Raw genomic sequence first — 23,654 nt, forward strand, 5'->3', positions numbered from 1 at the left:
CTCAATATCTAAATATTCCTTCCGTTAAATTTACTAACCCAGCTATCATTAAAAAGTAAGCTAAAAATAAATGAAGGTTAAATAAGTTTAAAGCCCCTGCGACAAATAAAATTAAACCCAAGCCAGCTCTCATTATCCTCTCTGTATCTCCAATATTTCTTCTAAAGTTTAATTCCACTTAAACCACCTCATTTATTATTATGGTGGTTATACTTATTTTTTATCCTTCATTGTTGAGATACAAATGTTCCAGACAATTTGCTTTTAATATAATTATGTCTTTCGGAGTAATTTCCAACAGGTGGAATCCAGTATCTGCCGTGGGAAACTTAGTATGTGTATTTATGGGTAGCTCCAAAATTGTTTTATATAACATTGATATAGTTCCTCCATGGGCGACGATACAAATTGTCTTCTGCCTGTTAGGCTGGAGGTTTTCATCTTTAAATTTATGCCAAAATGCTTCTATTCTAGCTCTAAAATCTATTATAGATTCGCCGTTAGGTAAAGCTCGATAAATTTTTTCACTCTCAGGTGGAGGAAATTTCTTTTCCGCTTCTTCAAAAGTAAGGCCAGCTAAGTCCCCATTATTTATTTCCATAAGCTCTTTTTCTTCTATAGGTTGATTCATAATTTTTTTGCCCAAAATATTGGCGGTTTCCTTAGCTCTTTTTAAAGGACTACAGTATATTTCATCAATTCCATAGTATATAGACAAATAGTTTGCTACAAGCTGTGCTTGTTTTTTTCCCAAATCAGTAAGTGGAAAATCAGCTCTTCCTTCATGCCTACCGGTTATATCCCCTTCTGACTGTCCATGTCTTAAAAGAATTAATCTTAACATCGTCCCTCCCCCTCTTTTTTTAAGTCGTATAGCTGACGTTTACTATGGTACATATTTGCATCAGAAATTTTCACTAGCTTATGATAATCTAAAGCTTCTTCTGGGTAATTTGATATCCCATAACAGAAACCTATTTTTAGAAAATTACCCTCAAAGTCAATTGGCTCTTGTACTCTCTTTTTTAATATTTTAATTTTTTTTATCACCTCTGACTTATCTCTATTAGAGAAAAATACAATAAATTCATCTCCTCCAAATCTTGCAACAAAATCATCTGATTCTAGTATACTATTTAATAGATATGCAAATTTTTTTATTACAGCATCGCCGGCCAAGTGTCCATACGTGTCATTTACTTCCTTTAGTCGATTTAAATCAAATAACACCAAGGAAAAAAGTGCACTGCTTTCCATCCTTTTTTTGATTAAATCCTCAAAATACCTTCTATTATAAACCCCTGTTAATTCATCATATCGACTTAAATATACAGTTTTTTCGTGTAACTTACGCTTACTTATAGCTATCGACAGCTGTTTTCGGACATACTCCATCAGGCTCCAATCTACATCATCAAAAATGTCATTTTCTTCACACTCTATATTTATAAATCCACATAACTTATTATCTACAAAAACAGGGCCACACATAGAGGATTTAGGGGTTATTCCCATGTTATTGTCTAAAATCGTATGGTACTGAGTAGGAAGGTCTTCTTTTAAATTATTCATTATAACAGTTTCATGTATGTTCCCATCTGTTTTCTGCCAAATAAAAGCATCTTGTAACTTAATTTCAAAATCATTAACTTGCTCTTTTTTATAACCTTTACTTGCACTAATTTTTAAATTATTTTTTTCGTCTAAAAGTAACACAGATGCTAAATCAGTTTTATCGATAGCACTGGTGATTTTGCTTAATATAAAATCAAACAGCTCTTCTGTATTTTCTATTTCCACTATAGCATGACTTATTTCAAGCATAGCATCTTTTATTTTTAGCGATTTTATTAGTTGTTCTTCTTTTAGTTTAAATAATGTTAAGTCTTGGATTATGCCAAAGGTTACATTCTTTTTGATATCGTACTGAAATTTTATACCTAGTTTCATTTTTTTACCGTTATCTTTGTAAATTGCTTTATAGCAGTCTTTTGTTTCGGTAGTTTCTTTGTTTAAAAGCTTGCGGATGATACCATGTTTCTGGGAAGCAAAATAAATTTTAATAAGATAGAAAATATCATTAAATTTTTGCCTTTTAAGACCTAATATATTATATACTTGATTTGATATCTGACTAGTACCTTTGTTATGGTCAAACTCCCAAACGCCAATTTCTGCAAGTTCTTCTGCTTTTTTTAAATACTCTGCAGTATAATGAGAATTCATGGCTATTCCCCCAGTTTGCTAGGCATAAAATAAGTCAAACAACTAATTCTAAACTTAATTTTATTACTTTAGTCCCGTTTTTTCAAGAAGAATAATTGTTTTTCATAATAAAACCAATTGTTAAGCTGTTAATGACATTAGGTTTTTCAAGTATAGTAACATGTCCACTATCAGGTATAACCACATACTCAGAATTTGGTATTTGCTCTGCTATTTTTTTAGAAAACTTCCTAGGCTTTAATATATCATCTTCTCCACATATAACTAAAGCAGGGCATTTAATTTTATTTAACTCCGCTGTTATATCCACATCTCGTTCAAAGGCTTCATAAAGATTCAGCTGTCCTTCTAAAAATTCATCAGAGACTCTCGACATTGCTGTAGCTTTGTTCTTTAATGCCTTACGGTTGGAAACAATATAATTATTATGATATAAAGTGGGAACCATAGTCCAAAATAATTTTTCTCCATTTTTCCGCTTAGCTGCTTCTTTCCATCCTCTTACAAAAAGTGTTAATGTTTCATCAAGTTCACTTGCAGAATTAATAACTGAAATACTTTCTACCCATTCGGGATAATCAATGGCCATCCTCATAGCGACTTCCCCTCCATAAGAAGTTCCAACAAGATGGGCTTTTTTAATTTTTAATTTTTCCATGAGCTCTATAGCATCCCTTGAATGCTGAGCCAGGGCATAGGGTCCTTTGGGTTTATCTGACATCATTTGGCCTTTAAAATCATGAAGCAAAATTTTAAAGCCCAGCTTTTCAAACTCTGTAGTTTGGTAAAACCAGCTACTGACAGAAGCCATAATTCCATTTAAAAAAATCACTGTATTTTCAGATTCAGGATTGCCTTTAACTTTGTAATATATGTTATTCCCGTTAATATTAATCTTTGGCATAAGTAACCTCCTTCCATAAGGTTTTCACTCCAGCTATTATTTTAACCTCTCTTGAATTAAATTAAAAAGGGTGATTACAGCAAATAACCTGCAATAAATATAGTCCAAAACCATTACTTTTGCACAATTTTACAAACTTATCATAACATACCAGTAGTATAGTAATTGCAAGATTAAATAAAAAGACCTTAGCTCGAGATGTCAACTACTTAGTGAAAAAAATTGATAGACATCTATAAAAAACCTTAATTTTGCAATCATCTAAAAAAGTTACTGTATGGGAGGTAGTGATGTGACTAAGGAGAAATCTGCTTTACTAGCCATTCTAGCTAGTATTTTTCTAGTAATATTAAAGCTTTCTGTAGGTCTATCTGCTAACTCGGTTAGCATTATATCTGATGCATTACATTCTTTTATGGATGTTATGGCTTCTACCATGACCTTCTTTGCTATACGTTTTGCTCAAAAGCCACCAGACAAGTGTCATAATTTTGGCCATGGTAAAATTGAGGATTTAGCTGCAGTTATACAAAGTATCCTTATTTTGTTAGTTTCTATAACTATTATTAGGCAGGCGTGTATTAGAATTATTGAACAAAACTATATTACTGATACTACTTTAGGTATAATTGTTATGTTAATATCTATACTAATACATTCTTTAGTAGTTTGGAACATGTTAACCGTTGCAAAAAGGGAAAATTCCATAGCTCTACGGGCAAATGGACTCCATTTGCTAACGGATATTATCACCTCAGGGGGAGTAGTGGTGGGTTTAATCATTATTCACTTTACAGGAATTAAAATTTTGGATCCTATTATAGCTATGGTGGTAGCCATAATTATAATAAAAACTGGCCTGTCTATAGGTCGAGACTCACTAAGGAGTTTGCTGGATAGCTCCTTAAACCAAGAGGATATTCAAAAAGTTAAAAAAATCATCGATAGTTATTCACCACCAGTTGTAGAGCACCATAAGCTTAGAACCAGAAAGATGGGCGGTGAAAAACAAATGGATGTCCACATAGTTTTTCCTAAAACTATGAGTATTAAAAAAGCCCATGATATCAGTAATAATATACAAAAAGAAATTCAAAATAACTTTAAAGAAGCAAAAATTGTAATTCATTTAGAGCCAAATAAATAGGGTGTTATAAAGGGAAACCACCATCTATTGGTAGTTTCCCTTTATAACACTACTTAATTGGCAGCTTCATTATATAAAAAGAGAACTGCTCACCTTTTATAGTTGCGTTTATTTTTTCATGCTTCTCCATTCCAATGTTTTTATATAGCCCTATGGCCTTTTCATTTTTAGTTGCCACATCTAAAACTAAATTTTTTAAGCCAAGGTTTTTACTTTCCTTATAAACATGCTCGAGTAATTTTTTACCAATTCCTTTTTTACGAAAGCTAGGCGACACAGCAATATTACTTATATAAAACTCATCATCTTTGATATTTATAAATTTTTTTTCTGCACGAATAGATCTAATTATTACTGACGGAGCTTTAAGTCTAAAATGCCTTAATATTACAAGCCCTGAACGTAATGTCCTTATAAATTCTCCCCTTCCGCTATAGCCCAATATCAGTCCAGCATGTTGCCCATCTACCATTATAAATTTACAATACTGGTAGCTGAACATTGATGAAGGAGTTTTGTATAATTTCTGCAATACTGGTATCGCTTCTGAACCAAAAAGCGCACGGAAAAAATCAGGAGCAGTAGTATGGATTAACTCTGAAGCTATTTTACTTTCCTTTTTAGTTCCTTGTTTAAATTCAATCTTTTCCACTATTTTACCTCCTATTTCCGCTTTTTACTATTATAGATCTTTTATTAAATTTTGTTACCTTTAATTACATTCTGTTTATACAAGCTTTTTACGTTGAGATGATGTAAAGTATCCATTACTCAAAAAAGAAAGTACATAGCTTTGAACTATTTTAGAATTCATAGCAAAAGTATGGTTTTGGTTTACCTTAATAAAGTCATTCATGCCCTTAATTTTAGCACTTTCTACAGTGACTTTTCCATCATTTTCTCCTTTCAGAAAAAAGGCTGAGTTAATAGGATTGATGCTTTTAGTGCCAGCAATAACGCCTAGATTAAAATTAATTTGTTGGGGAAGTTTTTTTACTATCCCCGCTGAATCAGTGCCTAGCTCCAAAGCAGATGGCCCTAAAACCCAAAGCAAAAACGGAGTTTTTCTCAAGTAATCCACAACTTCACTTCCTTTATTGGGAGGAGCTATCATTACAACATTTCCCCAGTTTTGTGGCTTATATTTTTCTTCGATAACTCTTACAATTATTCCACCTAAGGAATGGGTGACAAAATGCAAGTTCTCGATGTCGGTTAGCTTGTGATTTTTTAGCTTGTCATGCACAATATCAGCTAATTTATCTATCTTATATTTTCTAGAGGGATAATCCAAGTTATACACTCTATACCCGTTATCTTTTAAGAAATATTCCATTTGCTTCATAGCAGAGCTACTTCTCCCCAGTCCATGAAGTAGAACAACACAGTTATCCATTTATATCACCATACTTTATTTAAGAAATTTTAAAATCTCTAATGGACTATAGACCACCTGATCCGCTCCTGCTTCTTGTAATTCTTTAGGTCCCCTAAACCCCCATGAAACTCCTATTGCAAAAAAACCAGCATTTTTTGCAGTTAATATATCAACATCTGAATCTCCTACAAAAATTACTTCTTCTGGATTAACATGTAATTTCTGTGCTATTGCAAAGCTAGATTTGGGATCAGGTTTCAAAGGGTATCTACTAGCATCCCAACCTTGAACGACATCAAAGCTCCATTTAGATAAATATTTTTCATATGTTTCTAAAGTAAATTTATGAGGTTTATTTGATAAAATTGCCATCTTGCAACGATTATGCTGCAAAGCATTTAAAAGGTCATCCACTTCAGGATATAGCTTAGTTTTTTTATCCCAGTTTTCAGCGAAAACTTCCCGCATTTTTTGGGTGTATTTTTCAACATTCTCTTTATTCCCCAATTCCTTTGGTAATGCTCGCTCCACCATTTTAGGCATTCCATTTCCCACAAATTTTTTATAACTTTCGATGGGATGGGCCGGTAATTCAGCTTCCGTAAGTACTATGTTCATAGAATCTGCTATATCCTCTATCGTATTTAGAAGCGTTCCATCTAAATCAAAAATAACTGCTTTTTTCATTTTTCCTCTCCTCCTTATACGTTAAGACCTGCCAAAAATCCTGTCGAAAATGCTATTTGAAGATTATATCCACCGGTATATGCGTCTAAATCTAGAACTTCACCTGCAAAATATAGTCCTTTAATTTTTTTAGATTCCATCGTGGATGGGTCCACTTCTTTTACGTTTATTCCACCTGCTGTTATTATAGCCTCTTTAAATCCTCTAAGAGAGGTTGGAGTTATTTTGAGCCCCTTCATTAATTGAACAAGACGCTGCCTTTCAGTTTTAGAAATTTGGTTTACAGGCTTATCTTCAGGTATTTCGCTTAAATTTACAATAACGGGTATCATTTTCTTGGGCAACAACTCTCCTAAAGAGTTGCCAAATATTTTTCGTGAGTATTTTTGAAAGTCTTTTTGAATCCTTTGGTCCAACTTTTGCTCGTCTAAGGCTGGTTTTAAATCTAGCTCTATAATGAACTTTCCTTGAGAAACATCTTGGATATGACCGCTAGCAGATAAAGCCATGGGTCCCGAAATGCCGTAATGGGTAAACAACATTTCACCAAAATCTTCAAAAATAAGCTTATCATTTTTATAAAGTTTTAAATGGGTATTTTTTAGAGAAAGACCTTGAAGCTCTTTAACCCACCCCTCCTTTACTTCTAAAGGAGTAAGAGCTGGCTTAGGAGTAACTATATTATGCCCTAACTTTCTGGCAAAAAAATAACCATCTCCTGTAGAACCAGTACTAGGGTAAGACATCCCTCCTGTAGCAATAATAACGCTATCACATTTAAAGCGTTGGCTATTCTCCAACACTACTTGAGATACATGATAATCTTTCGATTCTACTGTTTTAACTGTGCTGTCGTACTTTATTTTTACGCCCTGTTTTTTAGCATGTCTTTTTAAAGCATTAACAACATCTACAGATTTATCTGAAACTGGAAAAACTCTACCTCCCCGCTCTATTTTGGTAGGTACATTCTGATCTTCTATTAGTTGAATAATTGCATTATTGTCAAAAGTATAGAAGGCACTGTACAAAAACTCCTTGTTATGTACTACATTCGAGATTAAATTTTCTACGTCAGAGCTGTTGGTTATGTTGCATCGGCCTTTACCTGTTATTAAAAGTTTTTTTCCTAATCTATCATTTTTTTCAAGCAAGGTAACGACATGTCCTCTGCTAGCTGCTGTAGCAGCTGCCAAAAGACCAGCAGCTCCCCCGCCTATAACTACTATTTGTTTTTTATCCAAAGCTGTCACCTCAATTTTCTTTAAACACCTATACGATTAATGTTAGCATATTTTAGCATTATTAACCATATGAGAAGTTGGATGTGGGAGGTTAGAAGTGAGTAAAAGTAAAATAGTAAAGCCATGTGGCTTTACTATTTGCTGGTTCATATGAGCTCGGTGCAATCAATCCTAGCTATCTGACATTGCTTTGTATTCTTCTACATAAGTGTCTATAACCATTCTAAAATAATTGGCATGTTTTTCTGGGCTTTTATCATCCTTAAAGGATATGTCTTGTATGGTGCCTGAAATATTTTTGTATGCCCTTTTCAGTTGTTCAACTTCTTTATGGGTTTTTTCGAGGTCCCCTCTAGCTATTGCATCTTAGGTAGCATCAAACTTATTATCATAAAAGTCAAAGATATGATAGACGCTTAAAGGACCGTAATTAAGAAGATATTCCGAAGCATAAAGTTGAAAGTGTCTGTCTAAAAACACTCTAGCTGTTTTTGTACGTTCCTTTGATTGTTTTACCTCTTTAATGTGGTCTTTTTTTTCTTTGCTGTCTAAGTTAGCCCAGTTTTCATTTAAGTTATTAAGTGATAAATAAGTAACTGTAATTTGCTCTTCCATGTAGGCAAATTGATTAATTCTTTCTAAAGACGCTTTATTGTCACCTTCTAAAGCATTATTATGTGCTGATAATGATATTACTAAAAGTGTTGCTATAAGCGAAAAAGCTATAGTATCTTTTACGCCAAGCTTTGCTACCCTTATATATAACAATCGTTGAAAGATGATAAACAAGGATATTGGCAGTATTAAAAAAACAATAATTAAAATAGCGTCAAATAGTAAGTTATAATGTATTCCAGCAGAAAAATTTAGTATATGCGATAAAATAGGAATTTCAGACTTGACATTGTAGAGCAGCCAAATAAATAGCAAGGTAGAAATAGAAACAACTAAGCTTAGGATAAACTTAAGTATATTTGACATCAAAATTGGACTTTCTTTACTGTTAAAATCGTTAACTTTTTTAGAATACTCTCTAAAATAGTGGATAGATATAGAAAACCATACTAAAGCGTACATAGACGATACAAAACTAAAAGAAATGCCAGAATACAGCACCATAAAAGCAGTTAATAACACAATGGGCAGCACCACTTGTGCTATTTTACCACAATTTGTTTTCCCCATTTTCCTCCCCCTCAATTTTATGATTTGTAACTTTTTATAATATAAAAAATTGCTCCAGCACCGGAGCGTATCATCTAATACGTGAGGATGCTGGGACAATTTCTGCAACAACGATGATGAGTACTTTCAACCCAGATGGGTCAGGCTGTTTAAAAGTGCTTAGATTCTAGGCGCGAAATTGCTCCAGCACCGGAGCGTATCATCTAATACGTGAGGATGCTGGAACAATTTCTGCAACAACGAAGATGAGTACTTTTTAACAGCCTAACCAGTATTTGCGCATCATACCATCCCTAGGCTGCTCAAACCTCCCCCATTCAAAACCCTTATCTATCAAAAACTGATGCACTTTATTATCCCTATCTCCATTTCCTGGACACATCACTATTTTTCCGCCAGGTTTTGTTACCCTTTTAAACTCTTGATAATGTTCCTCTAACTTATCGCCAAAAACATGTGCATTTATAGTGGCATCGGCAAAGTTATCGGGAAAGGGTATCTCTTCTGCCAGTCCATCGACTACATAAATATTGTCATAACCCTTTTCTTTGATTTTTTCTTTTAGATATTTTCGCAGGCGCCAAACCGGTTCTACGGCATATACTGTTTTAGCTTTTTGTGCAGCGACAAAGGTTAAACGCCCTGTACCCGCTCCTACATCTATTACTCTTTTATCGGTAAAATCCACAACCGATGTCAGTTCTTGAGAATCCCAATTTAGAAAAGGCTGCAGGTCATAAACAGCTGGGTTGACAACATAAACAATCCAGTCGTTTAACGATTCTAGAATTGATATTTCAGCTTGTCTTACTCTTTGAGGATTGTTTATATGGTCTTTTTTTACTTTTTTCATTATTGCATCAACCCAAGGATTTATTTCTAAGCATTTGTTGCGAAGATACCACTCAACATGCGGATTAGCATTGAGAGCCAGCGCCAGCTTTTCGTGGTCAACATTAGACTCTTTAAGCCAACTTATCTGCACCTCTTCTAGTAACATTAAAGAGTTAAAAGAAACATTAGTAACGTCCATCCAATTTAACATACTGCACCTCCAAAAATCTATAATATATTTGGTTTAATAAATTCCAAAAAAACTATTTCTTTTGCATAGCAAGCAAGTCATAAACTCTATCTGACATTAACTGATATGAGTCGTATACGCCTTGGTTATACATTTCTGGTCCTATTTTTTCAACGAAAAAGTCTAATATCAGTCCTGCTGCTAGATCCCCTAACTCTTCATCCCTCTCATTTTTAAAATAATGCTTAATATCTTCTAACATATTTTTTCTTGCTTCTTGCGTTAACTTAATCTTATTATCCATTGTTTTGCCTCCTTTTTCAAAAGTAAATCTTTAAGCTGGAGTATGTTTGATTTATTTTGCTTAAAATTACATTGATGTCAATTTTCCCCTGTTAATCCCATATATAAAACTTCAAGGTTTTATAGCAAATCCCCTCTTTTCTATAAACAAAAGAAGGTTATATTTTTAGTTTTCTACTAAAAATATAACCTTCTTTATTTAACGTCGCTAAATATAACGGCGGAGCACTCACAAGGAGGACTGCCACAATATTGACAGTCAAACTCTGTTTCTAAACTTTCTTTTTTCCAATACTCTGGTATAAGCAGAACTGGCTTTAAGTGATTTTTTAGCAGGTTTTTTTCGATATTTATTCCATCGGGAGTCTTCCAAGCAACGAACATATAACCTCAGCCTTTTCTCTTTTCATTTTCTCGATAAGGTCAGTGGTTAATCTAGCTCCGATTCCCATCTTTGTAGCATTTTTTTTAACCGCTACAGTTTTAAAAACCCCTATTTTTTTGGCATCTTTACAAACAACATGTAATTTTTCCGCAGGTATACCCATTTCTCCCGTTAAAAATGATTGGGTTACTATACTTCCAAAAGAAAAACCTAAGACTTCTTCTTTTTCATTTACTGCAACGTTCAAAAATCTTTCAGAGAAGCTTGATACATCTTCTAAAGTTGAAAGTTGCAAATATCCTTCACCAAGCTGTTCATCAGCTATTGAGATAATATGGGGTGCATATACTTTTTTATAATTAGTTATCTTTATTTCTTTCACTTTTATCAATTCCCCATCCTATATCTCGTCTAAACATTATTCCCTCAAAGTCTATGTTTTTAACATCTTTATATACCATATCCCGTGCAATGCTCAATTCATTAGCAATACCCACAATATTTAGCACCCTGCCACCATTTGTAAGTAACTTACCTTGTTGATAGGTTGTACCGCTATGATACAAACGGCAATCTTTTATTTTGCACTTTGTTATCTCTATTCCTTTAGGATATTTGCCGGGATAGCCATCCATTGCTAATACTAGGGTAATAGCTTTTTTCTGCGATATTTTTGGCTGCACAATTTCTCCGTTGATACAACTTTTTATTAGTAGAGCTAAATCTTCATCAATTAGATGCAGTATAGCTTGTGTTTCAGGATCTCCAAATCTTGTGTTGTACTCTAGTACTTTTGGACCTTTATTAGTTACCATCAAGCCTGCATATAAAACACCGGTAAATTCAATATTACGTTTTTGCAACCCTTGTAATGTGGGGTTGATAATTGTATCCATTATTTCTTTTTTAAGGCTTTCGTCTATAAGGTCACTACTTGCAAAAGCACCCATGCCACCGGTATTAGGTCCTTCATCTTGTTCATAAACTCTTTTATAATCCTGTGCTGGCACTAATGGGAAAGCTTTGTTTTTGCTTACTACCACCATAAAAGATAACTCTCTGCCTTGCAAAAATTCTTCAGCAAAAATCTTTTGATCAGGGTGGCTTTCCATCAACTTTTGAAGTTCTTCTTTTCCTGTATTTTTATCTTCAACTATGATTACACCTTTTCCAGCGGCAAGGCCATCTACTTTGAATACTAAAGGAAGACCTAATGAATCCATTAGATTGCACCCATGTTCTAGGCTATCTACCCTTGTATATTCTGCAGTGGGGACGTTTTCCCCTCTCATTATTTCTTTAGCAAAAGTTTTGCTACCTTCCAATTTGGCAGCTTTTTTAGTTGGCCCGAATATAGCTAAGTTTTTTTCCTCAAAATAATCTACAATTCCTAAGGTAAGTGGTAGCTCTGGTCCCACCACTGTAAAACTTATTTTTTCTTGTAAAGCAAAGTTTGCTAGTCCTTCAAAGTCAGTAACATTAATGTCCCATATCACCTTTATTTTTTCAAGTTCTGGTTTAGGAGCAGTGCCTACCCAATAGACTTTTTCAACTGAAGGGCTTTGAGCAATTTTTTCACAAATCACATGCTCCCTACCTCCTGAACCTATAACCATAACACGCATCTTTACGCTCACCTCCACCTTTCAAATTAGTGCTTAAAGTGTCTCATGCCTGTCATTATTAACGTTATTCCATGTTTTCTGCAAGCTTCGATGGATAAATCGTCGTTTTTTGACCCCCCTGGCTGCAAGATATACTTAATTTTATAATCTGCGGCTATATTTACTACATCTTCAAAGGGGAAGAAAGCATCAGAAGCTAATATTTCTCCACCGCCGTTTTCTTTTGCCTGTTCTAAAGCTTTGCAAGCGGCGTCTATTCTTTTTGTGGCTCCGCATCCCAAACCAACAGTGGATGTCCCTTTTGTTACCGCTATGGCATTTGATTTAACATGTTTTACCGATTTATAGGCAAACATCACTTCATCCATTTTATCCTTTGGAAGTTCACCACAAGCTACAGTTATATCCTTAGTTAAAAATCTACTTTGGTTTTTACTTTGTCTTAGTAGACCTCCGTTTATGGATTTCAGCTCGCAACTTGCTTCACCTTTTGAAAAATCAACCTTAAGTAATCTAAGATTTTTTTTCTTTTGCAAAACTTCTAACGCTTCTTTTGTAAAACTTGGCGCTATTATAATCTCTAGGAAAATTTTATTCATTTCTTTAGCTGTAGATTCATCTACTTCTGTGTTTACCGCTACGATTCCACCAAAGATTGATTTCTCATCACATTTTCTAGCATTTATAAAAGCACTCTTTAAGTTCTCACCTTGTGCTATACCACAGGGAGTAGCGTGTTTTACTGCTACAACAGCAGGCTTTTTACTGCCAAACTCCATCACTGCATTTAGTGCAGCGTCTGCATCGTTATAATTGTTATACGAAAGTTGTTTGCCGCTAATTTTTGTTGCATTTAATAGGGATGCCGACGTATCACTGGAATTGACAAAAACATCTGCTTGTTGGTGAGGATTTTCACCATATCTTAAGGTGTCTTTTTTCTCCGCTAGTATGCTCAAAAACTTCCCTCCGGAAAGATATTCTGTTATCGCCCCATCATATTGGGCGGTGTGTGAAAAAGCTTTTACAGCTAGCTCTTTTCTCAGTTCTTTTGATATATCGCCTTGTGTTTTTAGTTTATCTAAAATTAAACTGTAATCTTGTGTGTCAACCAACACTATGCACTTATTGTAATTTTTAGCAGCAGCTCTTACCATGGTTGGTCCGCCAATATCAATATTTTCTAGAGCGGTGTCTAAGTCAGTATCTTTAGATTTAATTACTTCTGTAAAGGGATATAAGTTCACTGCCACCAAGTCGATTCTTTTAATATCAAGTTTGTCTAGTTCCCCTTGGTGAGCTTCACTTTCCTTTGCCAAAATTCCTCCATGAATCTTAGGATGTAATGTTTTTACTCGTCCATCTAATATCTCAGGTGACCCAGTAACTTCTTCTACAGGAGTTACGCTCACTCCACTGTCTTTTAGAAATCTTGCTGTATTTCCAGTAGAAACAATTTCTACACCCATTTTTTGTAGGCTTTTTGCTAGTTCTTCTGCTCCTTTTTTATCCCACAAAGATATCAGTGCTCGTTTAATGTTCAACTTGTCTCCTCCTTTACGTATACCGTGCGATTTTTGATAGTTATTTTATCTTTACATAGAAGCTTTACAACTTGTGGGTAAAGCTTATGCTCTTTTTGTTGAATTTTAACAAGTAAACTTTTTACACAATCACTTTCAGCAATAGTCACTGCCTCTTGGGCTATAATAGGACCATGATCTAACTTATTATCTACAAAATGCACCGTACACCCAGTTACTTTAACACCATAGTCTAAAGCCTGATGAATCGCGTTTAAACCAGGGAATGCCGGAAGCAACGAAGGGTGAATATTTATGATTTTATTTTTATAGCAATCCACCACTTCTTTTTTTAGTATACGCATAAAGCCAGCCAATAAAATGTAATGGGGGCTGACTTTGTTCAAAATTTCAATAAGTTCTTGACTGAACTCCTTGTCCTTAAGCTTAAAAACTGGAATGTTATTCTCTCTGGCTATTTTTTCTGCACCACATGCTTTATCCACAATAAGTGCAGTTACTTTCCCATTTATTTCACCTTTTGCAATATAGTCCAAAATAGTGGCAAAGTTGCTTCCTCTTCCCGAAGCCATAACAACTAGTTTTTTCATTTTAGAATCACTTTCTTGCCACCTGCTACAAGCTCTCCAATTTGAGTGGCATCGTATCCGGCAGCTTGTATTATTTTTAAAGCTTTATCTGCTTCTAACTCAGATACAACCACCACATATCCTACACCCATGTTAAAAGTGGTGTACATTTCTTTAACATCAATTTCCCCTAATTTTTGCATCTTAGCAAAAATTTCTGGTGTTTTTATTTTATCTGTATACACTACACAACTTAACCCCTCTGGCAATACCCTAGGAATGTTGTTAACAAGTCCCCCTCCAGTTATATGAGCCATAGCCTTTATCTCTAATTTTTCTAATAGCTTTTTTACAACAGGTACGTAAATCTCCGTTGGAGTCAATATATCTTCAATATGCTCCTCTAACTGAGGATAATGCTCAATAAGCTTTCTAACTAAAGAAAAACCATTGGAGTGAATTCCAGTTGAAGCTATGCCGATAAGCACATCTTTTTCTTTACACTTTGAGCCATCAATAATTTGATCTTTTTCCACAACACCTACTGAAAACCCAGCTACATCATATTTAGAAGGAGCATAGAATCCCGGCATTTCCGCTGTTTCTCCACCTACAAGGGCCATTTCGCTTTTTTTACAAGCAGCTGTTATTCCTTCTAACAGCTGTTTAACTGTGTTAGGATCCAACTTGCCTACCGCTAAGTAATCTAAAAAAAATAGCGGTTTGGCACCACAAGTAATTATATCGTTTACGCACATGGCAACTACATCCTGACCGACGACACCATGGGCATTATGCTTTATGGCAAGCTCTAGTTTTGTGCCAACTCCATCGGTTCCAGAAACTAATATCGGCTGTCCATACTTGGAGGTATCAAGCTGAAACATTCCACCAAATCCTCCTAATCCACCTACCACTCCCTCTGTATTCGTAGATTTTGCTAAATCCGAATAAGTGTCCACCATTTTATCTGCTTTATCAATATCTACTCCCGATGATTTGTAGTTGAACTTCATTTGCAACACCCCATTTTCACTGGATATTTTCCGGTAAAGCAAGCATCACAAAGCCCGTCTTTAACACCGACTCCCTCTAAAAGTTCTTTTGGCGTTAAAAACGCCAAACTATCTGCTTTAATAGCCTTTGTCATTTCCTCTAAACTACTATTTGCAGCTAGTAGCTCTCCCTGAGAAGATGTATCTATTCCCAAATGACAAGGATGAGTAACTGGAGGAGCTGAAATACGTACATGGACTTCTTTTGCTCCACCTTGTTTTAACATTTCTACAATCTTACGGCTGGTAGTACCCCTTACTATCGAGTCGTCAACCATAATAACTTTTTTACCTTTGATAACGCTATTTATGACGTTTAACTTTAGATTAACCCCCGCAATTCTTCCTTCTTGACTAGGTTTTATAAACGTTCTACCAACATACCTGTTTCTAATGAGAGCTGATTCATAAGGAATGCCTAAACCTTCTGCTAACCCAGCCGCTGCTGACAAAGAAGAGTCAGGAACACCGGTAACAATATCTCCTTTTGCAGGGTGATATTTTGCCAGTACTTTACCTAAATTTTTGCGGACTGTGTGTACATTCTTACCCATAAAGTCACTGTCTGGACGAGAAAAGTAAATGTACTCAAAAGAACAAAAGGCCCTTTTTTTGCTATAAAGGATGTTATCCCATTCTAAACCTTCTGAGGAAATAGTTAACATTTCTCCTGGCTCTATTTCACGGACTAACTTCGCACCGACAATGTCTAGTGCACAACTTTCTGAAGCTACTATATATTGGTCATCTTTTCGACCTAGCACAAGGGGTCTAATTCCCAAAGGATCCCTTATGGCTATCAACTTATCTTCAGTCATTAAAAGTAAAGAGTAGGCTCCTCTTACTTGCCCTAAAGCTGAAGCTATTGCTCCTTCTAAATCGTCACTACTCGCTCGTGAAAGTAGATGGGCGATAACTTCGCTATCGTTTGTACTGTGAAAAATAGAGCCTTGCTGCTCCAGTTGATGTCTCAAGGTTTGAGCATTTACTAAGTTGCCGTTATGAGCTAGCGCTGCTTGACCTAATTTACAATTGAAGAGCAAGGGTTGACAGTTTTCTATACTGCCTCCCCCTGATGTGGAATAGCGAACATGCCCTATACCCAAATGACCTTTGTATTGGCTGCTTGCAAAATCTTTAAAAACCTCGTCTACCAACCCTACACCTTTGTGACTCTTTAGTTGCTTCCCATCACTTACAACTACCCCTGCACTCTCCTGCCCTCTATGTTGCAGTGAGATAAGGCCGTAGTATAGTGAAGGAGCCACATCCTTGGCTCCAAACACTCCGAAAACCCCACATTCTTCAGGCATTCTATCTAGATTATCTTTCACCGTCCATCACTCCCTGCAAGACATTGTTATAAATGTCAGAAATCTTTGCTACATCTAAAGCGATCAAATTTCTACCGCTATTTTTTAAATAGATGCCTTCTTTAACAGTTTTTCCTAATTGAACAACATTTTCCATCGACTGTTCAAACTGTTCTTTGTGTTCAGGTGATATTGAAACTAGATATCCACCATGCTCACCATATAGGATTTGGTTTAATTCATCTGCTTGTATCGACAGCTCAGCTCCTAGATTTCCTTTGACACTGCTTTTCATAACTGCTACAGCTAAACCACCTTGAGATATGTCTAAAGCAGACTTTACAATGCCATTAGCAATACTAGAAATTAGTTTTTTAGATATGCTTTTCTCTTTTACAAGATTCGGTCTATCAATTTCGCCTTCCACCTTACCATTGACGATATTCTGGGCTAGACTGCCACTTAGATTATAATTTAAGTTACCTACAATATACAGTAAATCTCCTTCTTTTTTAAAGGCTGGAGTAGTGATTTTTTTAATATCTTCTACAATACCTACCATACCTACAACCGGTGTCGGTAAAATTTTATGAGTTGGGCCTTCATTATACAAACTTACATTGCCTCCTACCACAGGAGTATCTAGTATCTTTGTGGCTTCCGCCATGCCTTTAATAACATTGGAATATACCCAGTAATTTTCGCTATCTTCGGGGTTAGGAAAGTTAAGGCAGTCAGTTACAGCTGCCGGTGTTATTCCAGTGGCCGATAAATTACGATAAGCCTCTAGCACAACGTTCATACCGCCGTTGTATGGAGAAAGATATGGATACTGGGGGTTACAATCAGTGGTTACTCCAATACCTTTATTTGTTCCTTTTATGCGGAACACTCCAGCATTTTGACCAGGAGAAATCACTGTGTTTGCACCTACATGTTGATCGTACTGCTGATATACCCACCTTTTAGAAGCTACGTTTGGATGAGATATAAGGTCTGTCCACATTTTATTGTGGTCAAACTCACCTAGAGAAGATGGTTCTTTAGGCATTTCTTCGATATACTTTGGTTTTTTGGATTCGGGTTGTCTAACAGGCACACCTTCTGTTATTGATTCAGCGGGGATTTTACCTTCTAGTTTTCCTTTATGGTACATGGAAATAATCCCGTCCTCAGTTACTTCCCCAATTACGCTAGCGGACAAATCCCACTTTTTAAAAGACTTTTTAACATCTTCTACACCCTCTGGCTTCACAACGTAAAGCATTCTTTCTTGAGATTCAGAAAGCATAATTTCAGTTGCGTTCATATTTCTCTCTCTTAGATGTACATTGTCTAAGTTAATCTTCATTCCTGTGCCACTTCTTTCCGCCATTTCACAGCAGGCAGAAGTTAGTCCAGCTGCTCCTAAATCTTGCACACCTACAACGTTTTCATTATCAATAAGCTCAAGACAAGCTTCCAAAAGCAGCTTTTCCATAAATGGATCTCCCACCTGAACTTGAGGCCTACTACTTTCGGTATCTTCCTCAAGGTCAGCAGAAGCAAATGAAGCTCCAGCAATACCATCTCGTCCTGTGCTGGCTCCAACTAACATAACTAAGTTACCAACACCTTCGGCGGTTCCTTTTTTAATTTTATCTAGATCCACAAGTCCTAGGCACATAGCGTTAACCAGTGGATTTTGTTGATAGCTTTCATCAAAGTAAACTTCTCCACCTACGTTAGCTATTCCTAAACAGTTTCCATAGTGGGATATACCACTTACGACACCTTCGATTAAATATTGAGTCCTAGCGCTGTTGATATTTCCAAAGCGCAAAGAGTTTAATATAGCTACTGGTCTTGCTCCCATAGAAAAGATATCTCTAACAATACCTCCTACACCGGTGGCTGCTCCTTGGAATGGTTCAACTGCTGAAGGATGATTGTGGCTTTCTATTTTAAAAGCTAATCCTTTGTTATCACCAATATCAATAATTCCCGCATTTTCTCCCGGACCTTGCACTACTTTTTCCCCTTTTGTGGGAAAGTGCTTTAGTAAAGGTTTAGAGTGTTTATAGGAACAATGCTCGCTCCATAACACTCCATACATATTCAACTCTAAATCATTTGGCTTGCGATCCAGATGTTGACAAATCGTTTCATATTCATGCTTTGTTAATCCAACGGTTTCCCATACATTAGCCATACTACACCCTCCCCTGGAAGTTTTTAACGATGGAAGTAAATACTTTTGCACCGTCTTTTCCACCTAAGATTTCTTCTATTGCCCTTTCTGGGTGGGGCATCATTCCCGCAACATTTCCTTTATCGTTGCAAATTCCGGCAATATCAAATGAAGAGCCGTTTGGATTGTCGCTATAGGTAAATAAAATTTGGTTGTTTTCTTTTAGTTTTTTATACTCATCTTTGGATACATAGTAATTACCGTCACCGTGAGCTATTGGCAAAGTAATTTCTTCATTCCTTTTATATTTATTGGTAAACGCTGTGCTATTGTTAGCCACATTCAACTTTTGACGTTTGCAGATAAATTTAGTGCTGTTGTTTTTCATCAGAGCTCCTGGAAGCAACCCGCTTTCTAATAGTATTTGAAAGCCGTTACAAATTCCAATTACTAGCCCTCCTCTTTCAGCAAACTTTATTACAGCTTCCATGATAGGGGAAAATCTTGCAATTGCACCACTACGAAGATAGTCCCCATAGGAAAACCCACCAGGCAAAATAATACAATCAACATCTTTTGGCAAAGAAGTATCTTTGTGCCACAGCAGCCTACAATTATGTCCTAAGCTTTCCACAGCATACTGAGCATCCTTATCACAGTTTGAACCAGGGAAAACTATCACCGCAAACTTCATGGCTACTCCTCCTCCACTGTAAACTGATAATCCTCTATAGCTGGGTTAGCCAATAGTTTTTGACAAATTTCTTCTAATTGATTTTTGGCTTGCTCTTTATTTTCACAGTCTAGCTTTAAGCAAAACTCTTTTCTTTGTTCAACATCTTTAACGCTATTATAGCCTAAGCTTTTTACAGCACTGTGTACCGCCTGAGCTTGTGGATCTAAAATCCCTTTTCTGTATTGCACAGTTACTTTGCCGGTGTACATTAGCTAAGCCTCCCCTTAATTCTGTTGAATATTTCGGTGTACTTATCAGTAACAGAGCCTTTATCCTGTCTAAATATATCTTTATCTAAGCTTTCCATGGTGTCTTTATCCCATAAACGGCAGGTATCTGGAGATATTTCATCAGATAAAATTAACTCGCCATCATTGGTGACCCCAAACTCCAATTTATAATCAACTAACACAACATTTATATCATCAAAAAACTTCTTCAATACCTCATTTACTTTTAAAGTAATTTTTTCCATCTTATCAACCTGCTCCTCGGTTGCTAAGTTCATTAATCTAATATGCTCTTTATTGATTAGAGGGTCTTTTAAGTCGTCATTTTTATAGAAAAACTCCAGCAACGGAAACGGCATTTCCATCTTTTGCTCTAAGCCTAAACGACGGCATATACTACCAGCGGCATAGTTCCTGACAACCACCTCAACCGGCAAAATTTCAACCTTCTTTACTAACATTTCATTTTCTGAAACCTGCTTTACAAAATGGTTATTTACCCCTTGCTCTTTCAGGTAGTCAAATAATAATGCTGATATTTTGTTGTTTAACTTTCCTTTGTCTTGCTCACTGCCAACTTTGTCTCCGTCACCGGCAGTTAGGGCATCGGTATATTCCAACCATAAAATATCGCTGTCGTCTGTATAATAAACCTTTTTAGCTTTTCCTCTATATAACTCATCCAACTTTTTCACTTAAAAAACCTCCCTAGTTTTTAAATGTTTAGCTTAGCAAAAATATTGTCAACCTCTTTTGTGCAGTATCCCAAATCGAATATTCCCTCTAAATCTTCTTTGCTAATTTTACCAGCTAACTCGTCATCATCCATAAGTAAATCTTTAAAGTCTTTCTTTTGCTGCCAAGCCTCCATGGCATACTTTTGTACGATATCATAAGCTTTTTCTCTTTTTAATCCTTTTTTAACTAAGAAAAGTAATACCCTTCCTGAAAAAGTTAAATTATAACTCTTCGCTATATTTCTAGCCATGTTTTCAGGATAAACATGTAAATCTGAAATTATCCTAGTAAGCTTAACCAGCATATAATCAACTAGGATGGTGCTGTCCGGCACAATTACTCTTTCCACTGAGGAGTGGGAAATATCTCTTTCATGCCATAAAGCTTGATTTTCCATCGCCGAAATTGAATTACTTCTTACAACTCTTGCCAAGCCACAAAGTTGTTCACAATTAACCGGATTTCTTTTATGTGGCATAGCAGAAGACCCCTTTTGCCCGGCATAAAATGGTTCTTCAACTTCACGGGTTTCTGTTTTTTGTAAGCTTCTTATTTCCAAGGCAATCTTTTCGATGCTTCCAGCTACAATAGCTAGCGTTGTCAAAAACTGAGCATGTCTATCTCTTTGTAGTATTTGTGTGGAAATAGGAGAGGCATTTAACCCTAGTTCTTGGCAAACTAATTGTTCCACCTCTGGAGCAATATTGCCATAGGTACCTACTGCCCCTGAAAGCTTGCCATATCTCATATTTTCTATGGCTTGATCAAGCCTTTCAAGATTGCGCTCCATCTCTGCATACCAAAGGGCAAATTTAAGCCCTAAAGTTGTTGGTTCAGCGTGGACTCCATGGGTTCTTCCCATCATTACTGTGTACTTGTACTCATTGGCTTTGTCTTTAAGTGATTCCATTAGCCTCCTAAGCTCTGCCACAATCATATCTCCAGCTTCTACCATTAGCATCGCCATGGCAGTATCCACAACATCTGATGATGTTAGTCCGTAGTGAACATATTTGGACTCTTCGCCCAAACTTTCTGCAACACAACGAGTAAAAGCTATTACATCATGTCGAGTTTGTTGTTCTATCTCTAAAATCCTTTCAACAGAAAAAGAGGCGTTTTTTTCAATTTTTTCTACATCCTCAGCTGGAATAACACCTAGTTTCACCCATGCCTTACAAGCAGCTATTTCAACATCAAGCCACTTTTGGAATTTGTTTTCCAAACTCCATATTTTCGCCATTTTTTCTCTTGAATATCTCTCAATCATTAAAGTTCCTCCTCCAAAATCTTATCTAGTTTTTGTTGTTTTACTTTAACTTTATCCTGCATCTCTTCTTTAAGGAGGGCTAACTTTACTGCCACTTTGGTATCAAAACCTGCAATAATTTGTCCAGCTAATATTGCAGCATTTTTGCTGCCATCAATGGCTACTGTTGCAACGGGAACACCCGGTGGCATTTGGGCGATAGAATGAAGGGCATCTTCTCCTGCCAATGGCCCAGCTGAAATTGGAACACCTATAACCGGCAAAGTTGAAAATGCTGCCATTACTCCAGGAAGGTGCGCTGCCAGTCCTGCTGCGGCAATTATTGCTGAAAATCCATTATCTTTGGCATTTTTAGAAAGTTCTGCTGCTTGCTCAGGGGTTCTATGGGCAGAGCAAATCTTAACCTCAGGTGAGATTCCAAGTTCCTTTAATGTAACAACACAATCTTTCATCTTACCCCAATCACTATCACTACCCATTACAATTAAAACCTTTGACATAATCACTACCTCCTAAATTTTTTAATATATTTAATAGTTGGATAAAGTTAATACCCGAGCAAAAGAAACTCGGGTATTAACATTGTACTAAATCTTGTTAAAATACTCCAGCTTCAATCATTAAATGCAGCAATGAAGCAAAAGCTAGAACATACATAAACCAGTGAACACTTTTATACTTACCTGAACAAACTTTAACTAACGGGTAAGCTATAAAACCTACAGAAATTCCGTGAGCTATACTAAAAGCAAAAGGCATAAAAATTATAGTTAAAAAAGCTGGAAATGCTTCCGTAAAATCCTCAAAATCTATATCTTTAACAGCACCCATCATTAACACACCTACAATTACAAGGGCCGGCGCAGTAGCAGCACCAGGTACCACAAGAGCCAAGGGTGAAAAGAAAATTGCTACTAAAAATAATAGACCAGTTGTGACAGCAGTTAAACCAGTTCTGCCACCTTCAGAAACCCCGGCAGTACTTTCAACATATGTTGTAACAGTACTTGTCCCCACCATAGACCCAAAAATGGTTCCTACAGAGTCAACTAACATAGCATTTTTTACTTTGGGAAGGTTTCCGTTTTTATCTAAATAACCTGCTCTAGCACCAGTACCCATAAGTGTTCCCATAGTATCAAACAAATCTACAAAAATAAGTGCAAAAATTGTCATAAAGCCTAGTCCAGTTACAGCTCCCCTAATGTCTAACTGAAAAACTATTCCTTCTAAAGTAGGCATTGCGGTAATACCATTTTCTATACTCCCAGACACTCCCATAGGGAATCCTATAACAGTGGTTGCAACAATACCAATTAACAGTGCTCCCTTTACTCTTAGAGCCATAAGAGCACCAGTTATAACTATTCCAATTAGTGCCAGCAGTGTGGCTGGCTCCGTTATATCACCTAACGCTAATAATGTGGCTTCACTAGAAACTATGATTTCAGAATTTTTAAGTCCAATAAATGCAATAAACAAACCTATACCAGCTGAAACAGCTCTTTTAAGCGAGGTAGGTACGGCATGATCGATTTTTGTTATTATTCCAGTTATAGCTAATACTGCAAAAGCAACACCTGATATAAACACAGCACCTAGCGCTACTTCCCAGCTAGATTGTCCTGCAATGGTGTACGCAAAGAAAGCATTAAGACCCATGCCACTTGCTAAAGCAAATGGATAGTTGGTAAACAACCCCATTAAAATTGTCGTTAACGCCGCTGCTAAAGCTGTAGCAGTTAGCACAGCCTCTTTAGGCATCCCTGCATCAGATAAAATGTCAGGGTTAACAAATAAAATATACGCCATTGTCATAAATGTGGTTAAACCTGCGATGATTTCAGTACTTACCGTAGTTTTTCTTTCTTTTAATTGAAATATTCTTTCCAACATCTTAAAAACCTCCTATTATTATATA

The 23,654-nt window shown here is 36.1% G+C and carries 25 protein-coding genes; 1 reads left to right on the forward strand and 24 read right to left on the reverse strand.

Going from position 1 to position 23,654, the window contains the following annotated elements; all coding sequences use genetic code 11:
• Nucleotide 1 precedes the first annotated feature (1 nt).
• The 4 genes from PRVXT_RS12870 to PRVXT_RS12885 form a co-directional block, all read right to left on the reverse strand.
• Nucleotides 2-178, reverse strand: coding sequence for a YgaP-like transmembrane domain (locus PRVXT_RS12870; protein ID WP_350343268.1), 177 nt, complete (start codon nt 176-178; stop codon nt 2-4).
• Between the two features lie 42 nt (nt 179-220).
• Nucleotides 221-844: a histidine phosphatase family protein gene (locus PRVXT_RS12875; protein ID WP_350343269.1), complete on the reverse strand. Its 624-nt coding sequence runs from the start codon at nt 842-844 to the stop codon at nt 221-223.
• A complete protein-coding gene (locus PRVXT_RS12880; protein ID WP_350343270.1) occupies nt 838-2,226 on the reverse strand; it encodes a sensor domain-containing diguanylate cyclase in 1,389 nt (462 codons plus the stop codon). Before PRVXT_RS12880 ends, PRVXT_RS12875 begins: the two co-directional genes overlap by 7 nt.
• 82 nt (nt 2,227-2,308) lie before the next feature.
• Nucleotides 2,309-3,130 carry an alpha/beta fold hydrolase gene (locus PRVXT_RS12885; RefSeq protein WP_350343271.1) on the reverse strand — a complete coding sequence of 274 codons (822 nt, stop codon included), beginning with the start codon at nt 3,128-3,130 and terminating at the stop codon, nt 2,309-2,311.
• A gap of 292 nt (nt 3,131-3,422) precedes the next feature.
• Here PRVXT_RS12885 and PRVXT_RS12890 point away from each other — a divergent pair, with 292 nt between their 5' ends.
• Entirely contained in the window at nt 3,423-4,277 is an 855-nt protein-coding gene (locus PRVXT_RS12890; RefSeq protein ID WP_350343272.1) for a cation diffusion facilitator family transporter, read from the forward strand.
• A 49-nt stretch (nt 4,278-4,326) separates the two neighbouring features.
• Here PRVXT_RS12890 and PRVXT_RS12895 read toward each other — a convergent pair whose 3' ends face one another.
• From PRVXT_RS12895 to PRVXT_RS12990, 20 genes are all read right to left on the reverse strand, one after another.
• Nucleotides 4,327-4,929, reverse strand: coding sequence for a GNAT family N-acetyltransferase (locus PRVXT_RS12895; protein WP_350343273.1), 603 nt, complete (start codon nt 4,927-4,929; stop codon nt 4,327-4,329).
• Nucleotides 4,930-5,004: 75 nt separating this feature from the next.
• Nucleotides 5,005-5,673 carry an esterase/lipase family protein gene (locus PRVXT_RS12900; RefSeq protein WP_350343274.1) on the reverse strand — a complete coding sequence of 223 codons (669 nt, stop codon included), beginning with the start codon at nt 5,671-5,673 and terminating at the stop codon, nt 5,005-5,007.
• Between the two features lie 15 nt (nt 5,674-5,688).
• Nucleotides 5,689-6,342, reverse strand: a complete 654-nt coding sequence (locus PRVXT_RS12905) for an HAD family hydrolase (RefSeq protein WP_350343275.1) — start codon at nt 6,340-6,342, stop codon at nt 5,689-5,691.
• A 14-nt stretch (nt 6,343-6,356) separates the two neighbouring features.
• Nucleotides 6,357-7,586 carry an NAD(P)/FAD-dependent oxidoreductase gene (locus PRVXT_RS12910; protein WP_350343276.1) on the reverse strand — a complete coding sequence of 410 codons (1,230 nt, stop codon included), beginning with the start codon at nt 7,584-7,586 and terminating at the stop codon, nt 6,357-6,359.
• Between the two features lie 366 nt (nt 7,587-7,952).
• Nucleotides 7,953-8,771 carry a hypothetical protein gene (locus tag PRVXT_RS12915; RefSeq protein WP_350343277.1) on the reverse strand — a complete coding sequence of 273 codons (819 nt, stop codon included), beginning with the start codon at nt 8,769-8,771 and terminating at the stop codon, nt 7,953-7,955.
• A gap of 256 nt (nt 8,772-9,027) precedes the next feature.
• Nucleotides 9,028-9,816 (reverse strand): class I SAM-dependent methyltransferase, encoded by a 789-nt coding sequence (locus PRVXT_RS12920; RefSeq protein WP_350343278.1) that lies wholly within the window; start codon nt 9,814-9,816, stop codon nt 9,028-9,030.
• Nucleotides 9,817-9,868: 52 nt separating this feature from the next.
• Complete coding sequence (locus PRVXT_RS12925) at nt 9,869-10,099, reverse strand: DUF2164 domain-containing protein (protein ID WP_350343279.1); 231 nt, start codon at nt 10,097-10,099, stop codon at nt 9,869-9,871.
• 349 nt (nt 10,100-10,448) lie between these two features.
• A complete protein-coding gene (locus tag PRVXT_RS12930) occupies nt 10,449-10,865 on the reverse strand; it encodes a hypothetical protein (protein ID WP_350343280.1) in 417 nt (138 codons plus the stop codon).
• Nucleotides 10,843-12,120 (reverse strand): phosphoribosylamine--glycine ligase, encoded by a 1,278-nt coding sequence (gene purD / locus PRVXT_RS12935; RefSeq protein ID WP_350343281.1) that lies wholly within the window; start codon nt 12,118-12,120, stop codon nt 10,843-10,845. Before purD ends, PRVXT_RS12930 begins: the two co-directional genes overlap by 23 nt.
• Nucleotides 12,121-12,134: 14 nt before the next feature.
• Nucleotides 12,135-13,652, reverse strand: a complete 1,518-nt coding sequence (gene purH, locus PRVXT_RS12940) for a bifunctional phosphoribosylaminoimidazolecarboxamide formyltransferase/IMP cyclohydrolase (RefSeq protein WP_350343282.1) — start codon at nt 13,650-13,652, stop codon at nt 12,135-12,137.
• On the reverse strand, nt 13,649-14,242 hold the full coding sequence (gene purN, locus PRVXT_RS12945) for a phosphoribosylglycinamide formyltransferase (RefSeq protein WP_350343283.1): 594 nt from the start codon (nt 14,240-14,242) through the stop codon (nt 13,649-13,651). Before purN ends, purH begins: the two co-directional genes overlap by 4 nt.
• Nucleotides 14,239-15,237: a phosphoribosylformylglycinamidine cyclo-ligase gene (purM, locus tag PRVXT_RS12950; RefSeq protein WP_350343284.1), complete on the reverse strand. Its 999-nt coding sequence runs from the start codon at nt 15,235-15,237 to the stop codon at nt 14,239-14,241. Before purM ends, purN begins: the two co-directional genes overlap by 4 nt.
• Nucleotides 15,234-16,610: an amidophosphoribosyltransferase gene (purF, locus tag PRVXT_RS12955; RefSeq protein WP_350343285.1), complete on the reverse strand. Its 1,377-nt coding sequence runs from the start codon at nt 16,608-16,610 to the stop codon at nt 15,234-15,236. Before purF ends, purM begins: the two co-directional genes overlap by 4 nt.
• On the reverse strand, nt 16,600-18,780 hold the full coding sequence (gene purL, locus PRVXT_RS12960; RefSeq protein ID WP_350343286.1) for a phosphoribosylformylglycinamidine synthase subunit PurL: 2,181 nt from the start codon (nt 18,778-18,780) through the stop codon (nt 16,600-16,602). Before purL ends, purF begins: the two co-directional genes overlap by 11 nt.
• 1 nt (nt 18,781) lies before the next feature.
• Nucleotides 18,782-19,453 carry a phosphoribosylformylglycinamidine synthase subunit PurQ gene (gene purQ, locus PRVXT_RS12965; protein WP_350343287.1) on the reverse strand — a complete coding sequence of 224 codons (672 nt, stop codon included), beginning with the start codon at nt 19,451-19,453 and terminating at the stop codon, nt 18,782-18,784.
• A gap of 2 nt (nt 19,454-19,455) precedes the next feature.
• Nucleotides 19,456-19,704 (reverse strand): phosphoribosylformylglycinamidine synthase subunit PurS, encoded by a 249-nt coding sequence (gene purS, locus PRVXT_RS12970; protein WP_350343288.1) that lies wholly within the window; start codon nt 19,702-19,704, stop codon nt 19,456-19,458.
• Nucleotides 19,704-20,420 carry a phosphoribosylaminoimidazolesuccinocarboxamide synthase gene (gene purC, locus PRVXT_RS12975; RefSeq protein ID WP_350343289.1) on the reverse strand — a complete coding sequence of 239 codons (717 nt, stop codon included), beginning with the start codon at nt 20,418-20,420 and terminating at the stop codon, nt 19,704-19,706. Before purC ends, purS begins: the two co-directional genes overlap by 1 nt.
• Before the next feature lie 20 nt (nt 20,421-20,440).
• A complete protein-coding gene (purB, locus tag PRVXT_RS12980; RefSeq protein ID WP_350343290.1) occupies nt 20,441-21,733 on the reverse strand; it encodes an adenylosuccinate lyase in 1,293 nt (430 codons plus the stop codon).
• Complete coding sequence (purE, locus tag PRVXT_RS12985; RefSeq protein ID WP_350343291.1) at nt 21,733-22,233, reverse strand: 5-(carboxyamino)imidazole ribonucleotide mutase; 501 nt, start codon at nt 22,231-22,233, stop codon at nt 21,733-21,735. Before purE ends, purB begins: the two co-directional genes overlap by 1 nt.
• 97 nt (nt 22,234-22,330) lie before the next feature.
• Nucleotides 22,331-23,629, reverse strand: a complete 1,299-nt coding sequence (locus PRVXT_RS12990) for an NCS2 family permease (RefSeq protein ID WP_350343292.1) — start codon at nt 23,627-23,629, stop codon at nt 22,331-22,333.
• Between the last annotated feature and the right edge of the window lie 25 nt (nt 23,630-23,654).

Source organism: Proteinivorax tanatarense, from assembly GCF_040267685.1.
GTDB lineage: Bacteria > Bacillota > Proteinivoracia > Proteinivoracales > Proteinivoracaceae > Proteinivorax > Proteinivorax tanatarense.

Coding starts and splice junctions, on each gene's coding strand:
- PRVXT_RS12905 (WP_350343275.1), bottom strand. CDS start 6,342: ATGAAAAAAGCAGTTATTTTTGATTTAGATGGAACGCTTCTAAATACG.
- purL (WP_350343286.1), bottom strand. CDS start 18,780: ATGGCTAATGTATGGGAAACCGTTGGATTAACAAAGCATGAATATGAA.
- purS (WP_350343288.1), bottom strand. CDS start 19,704: ATGTACACCGGCAAAGTAACTGTGCAATACAGAAAAGGGATTTTAGAT.
- PRVXT_RS12915 (WP_350343277.1), bottom strand. CDS start 8,771: ATGGGGAAAACAAATTGTGGTAAAATAGCACAAGTGGTGCTGCCCATT.
- PRVXT_RS12990 (WP_350343292.1), bottom strand. CDS start 23,629: ATGTTGGAAAGAATATTTCAATTAAAAGAAAGAAAAACTACGGTAAGT.
- PRVXT_RS12900 (WP_350343274.1), bottom strand. CDS start 5,673: ATGGATAACTGTGTTGTTCTACTTCATGGACTGGGGAGAAGTAGCTCT.
- PRVXT_RS12885 (WP_350343271.1), bottom strand. CDS start 3,130: ATGCCAAAGATTAATATTAACGGGAATAACATATATTACAAAGTTAAA.
- purB (WP_350343290.1), bottom strand. CDS start 21,733: ATGATTGAGAGATATTCAAGAGAAAAAATGGCGAAAATATGGAGTTTG.
- purE (WP_350343291.1), bottom strand. CDS start 22,233: ATGTCAAAGGTTTTAATTGTAATGGGTAGTGATAGTGATTGGGGTAAG.
- purM (WP_350343284.1), bottom strand. CDS start 15,237: ATGAAGTTCAACTACAAATCATCGGGAGTAGATATTGATAAAGCAGAT.
- PRVXT_RS12925 (WP_350343279.1), bottom strand. CDS start 10,099: ATGGATAATAAGATTAAGTTAACGCAAGAAGCAAGAAAAAATATGTTA.
- PRVXT_RS12875 (WP_350343269.1), bottom strand. CDS start 844: ATGTTAAGATTAATTCTTTTAAGACATGGACAGTCAGAAGGGGATATA.
- PRVXT_RS12880 (WP_350343270.1), bottom strand. CDS start 2,226: ATGAATTCTCATTATACTGCAGAGTATTTAAAAAAAGCAGAAGAACTT.
- PRVXT_RS12920 (WP_350343278.1), bottom strand. CDS start 9,816: ATGTTAAATTGGATGGACGTTACTAATGTTTCTTTTAACTCTTTAATG.
- purN (WP_350343283.1), bottom strand. CDS start 14,242: ATGAAAAAACTAGTTGTTATGGCTTCGGGAAGAGGAAGCAACTTTGCC.
- purQ (WP_350343287.1), bottom strand. CDS start 19,453: ATGAAGTTTGCGGTGATAGTTTTCCCTGGTTCAAACTGTGATAAGGAT.